The following is a 12,113-nucleotide window of genomic DNA, read 5'->3' on the forward strand; positions in this document are numbered from 1 at the left end:
GCTGGTGATGTGGGAAGCCCAGTTTGGCGACTTCACCAACGGCGCCCAGGTCATCATCGACCAGTTCATCTCCTCGTCCGAACGCAAATGGCTGCGCATGTCCGGCCTCGTGATGCTGCTGCCGCACGGCTATGAAGGCCAGGGTCCGGAGCACTCCTCCGCCCGCCTCGAGCGCTATCTGCAGCAATGCGCCGAAGACAACATGCAGGTCGCCAACTGCTCGACGCCGGCGAACTATTTCCACATCCTGCGTCGTCAGATTCACCGGGGCTTCCGCAAGCCGCTGATCCTGATGACCCCGAAATCCCTTTTGCGCCACAAGCGCTGCATCAGCCCGCTGGCGGAGTTCTCCGAAGGCTCCAGCTTCCACCGCGTGCTGTGGGATGATGCGGACATGAAGGTGCGCGAGGGCCGCTCTGACGTGGCCACCGGCCGCGCCGAGATTCCGCTGACGTCTGACGACAAGATCCGCCGCGTCGTGCTGTGCTCGGGTAAGGTCTATTACGATCTGCTCGAAGCGCGTGAAGAGCGTAAGATCGACGACGTCTACCTGCTGCGCGTGGAGCAGTTCTATCCCTTCCCGGCCAAATCGGTGATCGACGAGCTCAAACGCTTCAAGAACGCCGATGTGGTCTGGTGTCAGGAAGAGCCCAAGAATATGGGTGCCTGGAGCTTTGTGGAGCCGTACCTGGAATTCTGCCTCGAGAAGTCCAATACCAAGAGCTCGCGCGCCCGCTATGCCGGCCGCGCCGCTTCGGCGTCCACGGCGACGGGCCTCCTGTCCAAGCACCAGGCCCAGCAGGCCGCCCTCATTGACGAAGCCCTCTCGTAAGCCTTCGCCCGCACGAAGACCGTTCTAGGAAAGAGCACCCAATGACCGAGATTACCGTCCCCACCCTCGGCGAATCCGTTTCCGAAGCCACTGTCGGCGAATGGCAGGTTTCCGAAGGCGACGCCGTGAAGAAAGACGACATCCTGGTGGAGCTGGAAACCGACAAGGTGTCGGTGGAAGTGCGCGCCGAGGAAGATGGCGTCATCTCCAAGATCGTCGCCCAGGAAGGCGACACCGTGGAGATCGGCGCGACGCTGGCGGAAATGGGCGAAGGCGGGGGCGCGTCCGCCTCCAAGGCCTCTGACGACAAGCCTGCGAAAAAATCCGATCCGAAATCCGATGCCAACGGCACGTCCGGCGGCGGCAAGCTGATCGACGCCAAGGTCCCGGTCATGGGCGAGAGCGTCGCCGAGGGGCAGGTTGGCCAATGGCTGGTCCAGCCGGGCGAGGCTGTCGAGCAGGACCAGGCGATTCTCGAGATCGAGACCGACAAGGTGGCGGTGGAAGTGCCGGCGCCGGCGGCGGGCGTTCTGGAAGAACAGCTCGTGGCCGAAGGCGACACCGTCACCCCCGATCAGGTGATTGCGAAAATCCGTGAAGGCGCCTCGGCGTCTGGCGGGTCGGCGTCCAAGTCTGATGACGCGCCGAAAGCGGCGGCGTCCTCGTCCTCGTCTTCGGGCGACACCAAGGCCATGCCCTCCGCCAACCGCGTGGCGGCCGAGAACAATCTCGATCTGAGCAAGGTCGAGGGCACCGGCAAGGATGGCCGCGTGACCAAGGGCGATGCGCTCAAGGCTGTCCAGTCGGGCGGAACCGCGCCGTCGTCCTCGTCTTCGGCATCGTCCGCTTCGTCCAAGCCGCGTGAAACAGGCCCGCGCGAAGAGCGCGTGAAGATGACCCGCCTGCGTCAGACCATCGCCCGCCGTCTCAAGGACGCGCAGAACACTGCGGCGATGCTGACCACCTATAACGAAGCGGACATGAGCGCGATCATGTCCCTGCGCAAGGAAATCCAGGACGACTTCGTCGCCAAGCATGGCGTGAAGCTGGGCTTCATGAGCTTCTTCGTGAAAGCCTGCGTTGCGGCGCTCAAGGACGTCCCGGCGGTCAATGCCGAGATCGACGGCACGGACATCATCTACAAGAACTATTACGATATGGGCGTGGCGGTCGGCACCGATCGCGGCCTCGTCGTGCCGGTGGTGCGCGATGCCGACGACCTGTCGCTGGCGGGCATCGAGAAGTCCATCATGGATCTCGGCAAGCGCGCGCGTGACGGCAAGCTCGGCATCGAGGACATGCAGGGCGCAAGCTTCACCATCTCCAATGGCGGCGTCTATGGCTCGCTCCTGTCGAGCCCGATCCTCAACGCGCCCCAGTCCGGCATTCTTGGCATGCACAAGATCCAGGAGCGTCCGGTCGCCATCAATGGCGAAGTGAAGATCCGCCCGATGATGTATCTGGCGCTTTCCTATGATCACCGCATCGTGGACGGCAAGGAGGCCGTGACCTTCCTCGTGCGCGTCAAGGAAAGCCTTGAGAACCCGCAGCGCCTTCTGCTCGACATCTAGTCGACCCGTCTCAGGTTCAAGCGATCAGCCCCGGCCGGAAACGGCCGGGGCTTGTCGTTTGGGGCTGGGCGAGAGGGCGGCTTGAGGGCTAGAATAGGGATATACCTTGGGGGAGGCACTCTGATGACCGATGCAATCGAAACCGGGGCGGAACGCCCGAAAACACCCATCTGGTTCTGGATCGTGGCCGTTCTGGCGCTGATCTGGAACGGCTTCGGCGCGATGGACTATACGCTCACCCAGATGGGCAATGAGGCGTATCTGGCCGCTTTCACCGAAGAGCAGCTGGCCTTCTATCTGGGGTTCCCGCTCTGGTACGAGGCGGTCTGGGCCATTGCGGTCTGGAGCGCCGTGCTGGGCAGCGTCGCCTTGCTGATCCGGACGAAATACGCCGCGCCGCTCTTTCTGGTTTCCATCGCCACATACATCATTAGCGCCGCCTACCTTTACGGCCTGACATCGGCCTATGAGCTGATGAACGGGATGGGCGGGGTGATTTTCTCTGTCGTGATCTTTTTGAGCCTTGTCGCCTTCTGGCGGGTTGCGGCCTGGGGTGTGAAGGCGGGACTCCTGCGGTAACGGGGTTGAAAGCCTTCTCCGGTACGCCGACCTGTAAATGCATGGCCGCTCTGCGTCCTTCGCCGCATTGACGCGGGGTCGGGCAGGTATAGGGTGCGGCTAACCCCTCCTTGGCGCGCCGCAGCGGCGCGCGTTTACCGATGACGGTGTACCCATGGCAGATCAATATGATGTGGTGATTATCGGCGGCGGCCCCGGCGGCTATAACTGCGCCATTCGCGCAGGCCAGCTGGGTCTGAAGACGGCGTGTATCGAAACGCGCAAGACGCTGGGCGGCACCTGCCTGAATGTGGGCTGCATCCCGTCCAAGGCCATGCTGCACGCCTCCGAGCTCTATGAAGAGGCAAACAAGAATTTCGCCGACATGGGCATCGAGGTCGGCAAGCTCTCGCTCAAGCTCGACAAGATGATGGGCCAGAAGAACGACGCTGTGGACGGCCTGACCAAGGGCATCGAATTCCTGTTCAAGAAGAACAAGGTCGATCATGTGCGCGGCAAGGGGCGTATTGCTGGCAAGGGCAAGGTGATCGTCACTGATGAGGACGGCAAGGAAACCGAGCTTTCGGCCAAGAACATCGTCATCGCGACGGGCTCCGAAGTCACCCCGCTCCCGGGCGTGGAGATTGACGAGGAGCGTATCGTGTCTTCCACCGGCGCTCTGGAGCTCAAGGAAGTCCCCAAGAAGCTGATCGTGATCGGCGCGGGCGTGATCGGGCTGGAGCTGGGTTCGGTCTGGCGTCGCCTGGGCGCCGAAGTGACCGTTGTCGAATACCTTGACCGCGCCCTGCCGGGCATGGATGGCGAGGTGTCTAAACAGGCCAAGCGTCTGTTCGAGAAGCAGGGCATGACCTTCAAGCTGTCGCGCAAGGTCACGGGCGTTGAAAAGCTCAAGACCAAGCTGAAAGTCTCCACCGAAGCCGCCAAGGGCGGCGATGAAGAGGTGCTGGACGCCGATATCGTGCTGGTCTGCATCGGGCGCCGTCCGTACACGGAAGGCCTGGGCCTCGAGACTGTCGGGATCGAGACCGACAAGCGCGGCATGATCGCCAATGATCACTTCAAGACGTCCGCTGACGGCGTGTGGGTGGTGGGGGATGTGACCTCCGGCCCGATGCTGGCCCACAAGGCCGAGGATGAAGGCACGGCGGTCGCCGAGCTGATTGCCGGCAAGGCCGGCCACGTCAATTACGACGTGATCCCCAACGTGGTGTACACCTATCCCGAGATCGCCTCGGTCGGTCAGACCGAGGAACAGCTCAAGGAAGCAGGCCGCAAGTACAAGTCCGGCGCCTTCCCGTTCATGGCGAACTCGCGCGGGCGCACCAACCACACCACCGACGGTTTCGTGAAAATCCTTGCGGATGCGGAAACCGACGAGATCCTGGGCGCCCATATCGTCGGCCCGAACGCCGGCGAGTTGATCGCCGAGCTGGCGGTGGCGATGGAGTTCCGCGCGGCGTCCGAAGACATCGCCCGCACCTGCCACGCCCACCCGACCCTGTCCGAGGCCGTCCGCCAGGCGGCCATGGGGGTCGAAGGCTGGACCATGCAGATGTAGGCTGTCCCAGACTTCCTCCGGGCGCGTTTGGGACTATGTCACGAAAATGTCTGAGGACATTTGTGTGGCGGTGCGTCATAACGCGTCCGGACCGTCTCGGGAGGCTTGCCGATGACCACATCAGCGCAGACAGAGGATCGCATGCCCCTCGAAATCCGAGGCGCGCGCTTGCGACTGGTCGCCATCACCGCTGAGCTCGCCCGGCTCCAGATCGAGGACCGGCCCGCCTTCTTCAAGGCGCTGGGCGCCGAGCGAGAAGCCGCCTGGCCGCCGGTGACCGATGATGAGCCCAAGCTCGCTGAGAAACTCGAGATCCTGAACCGGGCCCCTGAGGAAGCGGGCTGGCGCGGCTGGGTCTTCCTCATGGGATGGACGCCGGACGGGCTGGATCGCGCTGTGGGCGTGGGCGGGTTTCACGGCCCGCCTGATGCCGAGGGCGTGGTGGAAATCGGTTACGCCATGCAGCCCAGCTTCCGCGAACAGGGCCTCGCCACCGAAGCGGTGGAAGGCCTGGTCGGCTGGGCGTTCAGCCATGACGCGGTGCGCAAGGTCTGCGCACGCACCCTGCCGCACCTGACGGCTTCGATCCGGGTGCTGGAAAAGACCGGCTTTACCTTCATCACCGAAGAGACGGACGAGAGCGGAGAAACCGTTCGGCTCTACGCGCGCGACCGGGGCTAGGCCTTTCGCGCCCGCGGATGGGTGGCGGCGTGGATCGCCATCAATCGGCTCTGCTCGATATCGGCATAGATCTGGGTGGTGCTGAGCGAGGCATGGCCCAGCAGGTCCTGGATCGCCCGCAAATCCCCGCCATGGGCCAGAAGATGGGTGGCGAACGCATGCCGCAGGGCATGGGGGGTCGCCGTTGAGGGGAGGCCGAGTCGGCTTCTGAGGGTCTGCATCGCGCTTTGCATGGCGCGGGCCTGCAAGGGGCCGCCGCGGCTGGCGCGGAACAGCGGTTCATCGCGTTCGATCTGGTAGGGGCAGGCGTCGACATAGGCGCTTACCGCCTGTCGCACAGCGGGCAGCACCGGCACGATCCGGGTCTTTCCGCCCTTGCCCGCCACGCGCAGCACCTCGGGCAGAGGATGATCGCGGCCGGTCAGGGCCAGCGCTTCGGATATGCGCAGGCCGCAGCCATAGAGCAGGCTCAGCACCGCGGCGTCCCGCGCGCCGATCCAGGGCTCCTTGGCGCCGGTTTCGGCTTCCTTGAGCAGGGATTTCGCCGCGCTCTCGCTGACTGGTCGCGGTTGGCGGCGTTGGGCCTTGGGCGATTCCACGAGGCCGAGCGCAGGGTTGTCGAGGCCCCAGCGTCTGCGCCCATAGCTGAAAAAGGTCCGCGCCGCGGACAGGCCGCGTTGCAGGGTGCGCGGGCCCACCCCGTCCCGGCGGCGATCCGCCAGCCAGGCGCGCCAGTCCGCGCTGGAGAGGTGGGAGAGCGCTTTCAGCGTCAGCCGTCCGCCCAGATGCCCGGTCAGGAATTCGAACAGGCCCGACAGATCGCGGTCATAGGCTTCGACCGTGCGCGGGCTCAGCCGTCGCTCGCCTTCCAGATGGCTCAGAAAGGCGGACAGGGCCTTGTCCGCGCTCAGAGAGGGTTCGGCTAGCTGCGTAGCCATGGCGCGATCCGGCGCTCGAGCGCGCGGGCGAGAAAGTGGATGAGGTCGGCGCCCTGATCCGCCGTGAAGGCGCGCGCGTCCCGGCTGGCCAGACACAGAATGCCCGGATGGCCGCCGATTTCCATGCGGGCGATGGCTTCAGAGCGCAGATTGGGGCCCAGCGGGCCATAGAGCGCGTCGGCGAATCGCCCGTTCACAAGGCCCAGTCGCTCGCTGTCATCATCGAGCAAGGCCTGGGTCAATTCGGGCGAACAGCCCAGAATGGCGCTGGCGTCCTTCAGCGGGGAATGGCCTTCGAGGAACACCCGCACGGCGTCCACGCTCAGCGCGCCTGCGACGCGGCTGGCGAGCTTGTGGTCGAGTGCGGCGAGGTCTTCAGCTTCCAGAATGGCGAGCACGGCGGCATGAGTCTGGGCCTGGGCGGCCATATTGGCCTTGGCGAGGGCGATCAGCGCGTCATTGGTGGCGCGCACCTTGCGCAGGTCTTTCTCGAGTTTCTTCTGACGGCGTTGCGCCAGATCGACCACGCTGCCGCCGCTGTCCGCATCACGCGCCAGCGCCATCAGCTCCGGGTCGCCGGTGATGATCTCGGGACGTTCGCGCAAAGCGGCGCGCAGGGATTCTATGTCCAGCGTTTCAAGGGCGGTCATTGATCGAACTCCATGCCAACCTGATCTACCTGCCAGACCCGGCTTGTGAATGCGTTAACCCTGAGTCGTTCGTCCTGCCCTTTGTTACACTGATCCAGAATCAATCCGCGCCAGGACGCCCTCTTTCGTGAGCGAACCCGACTCAACTCCGCAACGCGCTTCGGTCCTGTTTCCGATGCCCTTGCCTGAACCGTTCGATTATGCGGTTCCCGACGGCGTGCGCGTGAAGCCGGGCGATCATGTGCTGGCGCCGCTGGGCAAGCGCAGCGCGCCGGGCGTGGTGTGGGATGTGGGGCCCGAAGACGGCTCGCGGAAACTCAAGACGCTGGATGATCTGCGCGGCGGCCCGCCCTTGAGCGCGCCCATGCGCGAGTTTGTCGACTGGGCGGCGCGCTATCTGGTGGAGCCGCCGGGCGTTGTGTTGCGGGCGGTCCTCAGAAGCCCCGGCGCGCTCAAGCCCTCGCCAACCGAAACGCTCTACCATCCGACCGGGCAGATCCTCGCGCGTTTGACGCCGGCGCGTCGGGCGGTGCTGGATGCCGCTCAGGAAGGCCCGGCCAGCGCGGCCGAGCTGGCGCGCCGGGCGGGCGTGTCGAGCTCGGTTGTGAAGGGGTTGGCGGATGCGGGCGGTCTGCGCGCCGAGGAGGCGCCCGTCGATCCGCCGTTCGAGACGCCCGACCCCTATCGCGAGGGTGTCGAGCTGAACGCCGTGCAGGCGGAAGCGGCCGCGACCCTGCGGCGTCTGGTGGCGGCGGGCGGGTTTCAGGCGGCGCTGCTGGATGGCGTGACCGGCTCGGGCAAGACCGAAGTCTATTTCGAGGCCATCGCCGAACTGATGCGGCGCGAGCCCGAGGCGCAGATTCTGGTCCTGCTGCCTGAGATCGCTTTGACCCAGGCCGTCACGAAGCGCTTCAGGGACCGGTTCGGCGTGGAGCCTGCGCTGTGGCATTCCGGGCTGGCGGACAAGGACCGCCGCCGCACCTGGCGCGAAGTGGCGTCGGGTCGGGCGCGGATCGTGGCGGGGGCGCGCTCCTCGATCTTCCTGCCCTTCACTCATCTGCGCGGCATCGTGGTCGATGAAGAGCATGACCCGACCTACAAGCAGGACGAGAACCTCACCTATAACGCCCGCGACCTTGCGGTGGCGCGGGCCAAGCTTCAGGGCGCGGCATGCATTCTCGCCAGCGCCACGCCGTCGCTTGAAAGCCTCGTGAACGCCGAGGCCGGGCGTTATGTGCATGTGGTGCTCCCGAGCCGCGCGGGCGGAGCGGTATTGCCTGATATCGAGCTCCTGGATCTGCGCGTAAGCCCGCCCGAGAAGGGCGAATGGCTGTCCCCGCCGCTTCACAAGGCCGTCGCGGAGACTTTGGCGCGTGGCGAGCAGGCCATGCTCTATCTCAACCGGCGCGGCTTTGCGCCGCTGGTGCTGTGCAAGGCGTGCGGGCACAAGATGAAAAGCCCCGAGGCCGACCGCTGGCTGGTGGAGCACCGCTATACCGGACGCCTTGTCTGCCATGTCACCGGCTTCTCCATGCCCAAGCCGAAACATTGCCCTGAATGCGGCGAGGCTGATTCGTTGATCGGGGTGGGGCCGGGCGTCGAGCGCGTCGCCGAGGAAGCGCGACAGCGCTTTCCCGAAGCGCGGGTGGAGGTGTTCTCGTCCGACACCGCCCAGACCGGTGACGACGTCCGCTCCATCGTCCAGCGCATGGAGCAGGGCGAGATCGACATTCTGGTGGGCACCCAGATCGCGGCGAAGGGCCACAACTTCCCCCATCTGACGCTGGTGGGCGTGGTGGACGCCGATCTCGGCCTTGCGGGCGGGGATCTGCGCGCCGGCGAGCGCACCTATCAGACTTTGGTGCAGGCGGCGGGGCGGGCCGGGCGGGCGGATCGTCCGGGGCGGGCGATCCTTCAGACCTGGAACCCCGAGCACGAAGCCTTGCAGGCGCTCGCGAACGGGGATCGGGATGCGTTCCTGGCCGCCGAACGCAGCATGCGCGAGATACTCGGTCTGCCGCCCTTTGGTCGGCTGGCCGCCCTCATCGTCTCCAGTCCGGACCCGGCGCAGCTCGATGACGCCTGCCTCGCCATCGCCCGCGCCGCGCCGGTGTCAGAGGGCGTGCAGGTGTTTGGCCCCGCCGAAGCGCCTTTGGGCGTGGTGCGGGGGCGCTGGCGGCGGCGCTTTCTGGTGCAGGCGCCCCGGAATGTGGATGTCTCGGCCTATATGCGCGCCTGGATGGGCCGCATCAAACCGCCCTCAGCGGTCCGGGTGGTGCTCGATATCGAGCCGTATTCGTTCCTCTAGCGCTGTTGCTCCAATCGGATCGTCCGCGCCTCGCCATCGCGCCAGATCGTCAGGGTCTGAACGGACTGGGCGTCCAGCGTGTCAGCAAGCCAGAGGGCCGTCTCGCACCGCGCCTGCTGGGGCTCGGTCTCAAGCCGTCGTCCATCCACGGACAGGACGGCGTCGCCGACCTCCAGACCTGCGTGCGACGCCGGGGTGTTGTCATAAAGACGGACCAGCTCGGGATGATCGTCCACAAGCGCAATGGAGAAATCCTGCTTGGGGTGAGCGGGCAGGGGTTCGGCCAGCGGGCTGAACCGGATCCGGCCTCGAGGATAATCGAGCGTGATCACATACGTGTTCAGGAGACCGGCGCCGAACAGGGTGGGCGCGAGCGGGCGCAGGTTTGCGGAGAGGCGGGGCAGGGTGTGGCCGTCGAGTGAGACGCCCTCGAGCCGGGCGCGGGTCAGCGGCTCGGGGGCGGCCCAGCCGCCTGCTGATTCTCCGGCCCGGCCCCGACCGGTTTCAAGCGTGCCCGGGATGATGCGTTGCTGGACATCCTGTGTTTCCGCCGCCCGTTCAAAGAGGGCCAGCTCGCCGCCGAAGCCCGTGTCGAAGAGAGCCTTGTCGCGCATCTCACCGATCGCATAGTCGAGAATGGGCAGATGCGGATAGCCGAAATCATGCAGCGCGCTCTCGGGACCGGTCGGCAGGGCGGGCAGGACGTCGGCGTTGGCGGCGAGCGTCAGGGTTTGTCGTGACAGATCGATTCGCCAGGCGCCGCCCCTGAGGAGTTCTGCGCCGATAACGCCATCCTCGATGAAGCAGCCTCCCTGGTCGAGCGCGTCAAAATCAAAGACCATCACAGGGACGTCGTGAAACACCACGTCGCCCAGCCTGATTGTGTCAATCACGCCGATATCCATCACCACATCGGCGCCATGGGCGTCCCGTCCGGTGTTCTGCCCGATGATTTCGAGATCGAGCCTGTCGGCCAGTGTGCGCGACACAATGGTGGGGGAGCCGGTGTCGAAGATGAAGTCGCCGCTCTGGCCATTCACCTCCGCCGCGATGAAAATCTTGTCGAGCCGCCAGTCAAACGCGATCTCGCTCATCTCTGCGTGCCGTTCGATCCGGATGTCGCGCTGAAAAGCCTCTTGCGGCGTCACGTCCTGCACAAGGCTGGCGGCGGCGATGACCGTTATCGCGGAGAGTGTGCAAAGCGGCATGACCGTGTTCTTTCGCGCCGGAGGCTGGTGTTGTGCGGGACGCTAGAGGATGCGCCTGGTCTGGTCCCGTGAATTCGAGTTCATAAAGTTTTACTTTAATTTTTGACCTTGTCCAGCCAGAGCCGGATCACGGGGTTGACGGAGGAATGGGCGACCGGTGGAGCACATGGGACGCAGAAGGAGGTTATTTCGCGCACTCCATGGTGTTGCCGGGGGCGCACCCCTGTGCTAGTTCGGCGCCGGGCTGTGAGACACACGTGGCGGTAACCCTAGTGTGTCTTGCAAGAAGCCAAGTTCCTTCAAGCGTTTGGGCAATACCGCACTGGTGGGGTCTAAACGCGCATCACGAGAAGAAAGCGGCGCAGAACGGTGACCACCGTCGATAATGCGATCATGAGCGAGGCCGGCGAGCGCTATGCGCGCGCCTTGTTCGACCTGGCCGAAGAGGCGGGCGCGGCAGAGGCTGTCGAGAAGGACGTGGACGCGCTGGGCGCGGTGCTCGCGGACTCTGCAGATCTGCGTGACGCGCTGACCAGCCCGCTGTATGGCGCGGCTGAAAAATCAGCAGTGCTCTCTGCCCTGGCGGACAAGCTGGGCGCCCAGGACCTCACCAAGAAATTCATCGCTGTTGCGGCCCATAACGGCCGCTCGGGCGATATCAAGGACATGCTGCGCGCCTTCAAGGTGCTGGCGGCGCTCAAGCGCGGGGCGACTTCGGCTGAAGTCACCACCGCGGACGAGCTGACTGCAACGCAGCTGAAAGAGCTGACCGCGGCGTTGAAAACCGCATTGGGCCAGGATGTGGATATCCGTACGCAAGTGCGGCCCGACATCCTCGGCGGACTGATCGTGAAGGTCGGTTCGCGCATGTTTGACTCCTCCCTCCGCACAAAGCTGGAGGGGCTGCGCAACACGATGAAAGAGGCGTAGGCCATGGATATCCGGGCGGCGGAAATCTCCGCGATCCTGAAAGAGCAGATCAAGAACTTTGGCGCAGAGGCCGACGTCTCCGACGTGGGTCAGGTGCTGAGCGTGGGCGACGGCATCGCTCGTGTGTACGGTCTTGACGAAGTGCAAGCCGGCGAACTCGTGGAGTTCCCGGGCGGCGTGAAGGGCATGGCCCTGAACCTCGAGCGCGACAATGTCGGCTGCGTGATCTTCGGCGACGACCGGGGCATCAAGGAAGGCGACACCGTCAAGCGACTGGGCTCCATCGTGGACGCCCCGGTCGGCAAGGGCCTGCTGGGCCGCGTCGTGAACGCGCTGGGCGAGCCGATTGACGGCAAGGGCCCGATCGACGCCGCCGAGCGTCGCGTCGTGGACGTGAAGGCGCCGGGCATCCTGCCGCGTAAATCGGTGCACGAGCCGATGGCGACCGGCATCAAGGCGATCGACTCCATGATCCCCGTCGGTCGTGGCCAGCGTGAGCTGATCATTGGCGACCGCCAGACCGGCAAGACCGCCATCGCCATCGACACCATCCTGAACCAGAAACAACTGAATCAGGGTGATGACGAGAGCCAGAAGCTGTACTGCGTCTATGTCGTGGTCGGCCAGAAGCGCTCCACCGTGGCTCAGGTCGTCAAGACGCTCGAGGAAAACGGCGCGATGGAATACTCCATCGTCGTCGCCGCGACCGCGTCCGACCCGGCGCCGATGCAGTTCCTGGCGCCGTTCACCGGTTGCGCCATGGGCGAATACTTCCGCGACAACGGCATGCACGGCCTGATCATCTATGATGACCTGTCCAAGCAGGCCGTGGCTTACCGCCAGATGTCGCTGCTGCTG

At 65.1% G+C, this 12,113-nt stretch carries 10 protein-coding genes and 1 pseudogene; 8 read left to right on the forward strand and 3 right to left on the reverse strand.

What is annotated here, in order from left to right; all coding sequences use genetic code 11:
• The 5 genes and pseudogenes from sucA to B2Z70_RS07890 form a co-directional block, all read left to right on the forward strand.
• Positions 1 to 832, forward strand: a pseudogene (gene sucA / locus B2Z70_RS07870) (2-oxoglutarate dehydrogenase E1 component); the annotation flags it as partial.
• Between the two features lie 41 nt (positions 833 to 873).
• Positions 874 to 2,403 (forward strand): 2-oxoglutarate dehydrogenase complex dihydrolipoyllysine-residue succinyltransferase, encoded by a 1,530-nt coding sequence (gene odhB, locus B2Z70_RS07875; RefSeq protein ID WP_009802208.1) that lies wholly within the window; start codon positions 874 to 876, stop codon positions 2,401 to 2,403.
• 123 nt (positions 2,404 to 2,526) lie between these two features.
• On the forward strand, positions 2,527 to 2,982 hold the full coding sequence (locus B2Z70_RS07880; protein WP_292982300.1) for a hypothetical protein: 456 nt from the start codon (positions 2,527 to 2,529) through the stop codon (positions 2,980 to 2,982).
• A gap of 154 nt (positions 2,983 to 3,136) precedes the next feature.
• Positions 3,137 to 4,540, forward strand: coding sequence for a dihydrolipoyl dehydrogenase (gene lpdA, locus B2Z70_RS07885; RefSeq protein WP_292982302.1), 1,404 nt, complete (start codon positions 3,137 to 3,139; stop codon positions 4,538 to 4,540).
• A gap of 111 nt (positions 4,541 to 4,651) precedes the next feature.
• Positions 4,652 to 5,221: a GNAT family N-acetyltransferase gene (locus B2Z70_RS07890; RefSeq protein WP_009802205.1), complete on the forward strand. Its 570-nt coding sequence runs from the start codon at positions 4,652 to 4,654 to the stop codon at positions 5,219 to 5,221.
• Here B2Z70_RS07890 and B2Z70_RS07895 read toward each other — a convergent pair.
• Together B2Z70_RS07895 and B2Z70_RS07900 are read right to left on the reverse strand one after the other, a co-directional pair.
• The gene (locus tag B2Z70_RS07895; protein WP_292982304.1) at positions 5,218 to 6,159 is read right to left on the reverse strand and encodes a tyrosine recombinase XerC; all 942 of its coding nucleotides are present in this window, start codon (positions 6,157 to 6,159) and stop codon (positions 5,218 to 5,220) included. The genes B2Z70_RS07890 and B2Z70_RS07895 overlap by 4 nt on opposite strands.
• The gene (locus tag B2Z70_RS07900; RefSeq protein WP_292982306.1) at positions 6,144 to 6,809 is read right to left on the reverse strand and encodes a DUF484 family protein; all 666 of its coding nucleotides are present in this window, start codon (positions 6,807 to 6,809) and stop codon (positions 6,144 to 6,146) included. The genes B2Z70_RS07895 and B2Z70_RS07900 overlap by 16 nt, the downstream gene beginning before the upstream one ends.
• A 127-nt stretch (positions 6,810 to 6,936) precedes the next feature.
• On the opposite strand from B2Z70_RS07900, the gene B2Z70_RS07905 reads away from it, so the two are divergent.
• The gene (locus tag B2Z70_RS07905) at positions 6,937 to 9,117 is read left to right on the forward strand and encodes a primosomal protein N' (protein WP_292982308.1); all 2,181 of its coding nucleotides are present in this window, start codon (positions 6,937 to 6,939) and stop codon (positions 9,115 to 9,117) included.
• On the opposite strand, the gene B2Z70_RS07910 is transcribed toward B2Z70_RS07905, so the two are convergent.
• Complete coding sequence (locus B2Z70_RS07910; RefSeq protein WP_292982310.1) at positions 9,114 to 10,325, reverse strand: aspartyl protease family protein; 1,212 nt, start codon at positions 10,323 to 10,325, stop codon at positions 9,114 to 9,116. The genes B2Z70_RS07905 and B2Z70_RS07910 overlap by 4 nt on opposite strands.
• A 393-nt stretch (positions 10,326 to 10,718) precedes the next feature.
• Here B2Z70_RS07910 and B2Z70_RS07915 point away from each other — a divergent pair, with 393 nt between their 5' ends.
• Both B2Z70_RS07915 and B2Z70_RS07920 read left to right on the forward strand, forming a co-directional pair.
• Complete coding sequence (locus tag B2Z70_RS07915; RefSeq protein ID WP_050752903.1) at positions 10,719 to 11,255, forward strand: F0F1 ATP synthase subunit delta; 537 nt, start codon at positions 10,719 to 10,721, stop codon at positions 11,253 to 11,255.
• Positions 11,256 to 11,258: 3 nt separating this feature from the next.
• Positions 11,259 to 12,113, forward strand: an 855-nt coding sequence (locus tag B2Z70_RS07920) for a F0F1 ATP synthase subunit alpha (RefSeq protein ID WP_518167576.1), incomplete at its 3' end; no start/stop codon positions are given.

Origin of the sequence: Oceanicaulis sp. UBA6590 (genome assembly GCF_002433705.1) — a bacterium.
GTDB lineage: Bacteria > Pseudomonadota > Alphaproteobacteria > Caulobacterales > Maricaulaceae > Oceanicaulis.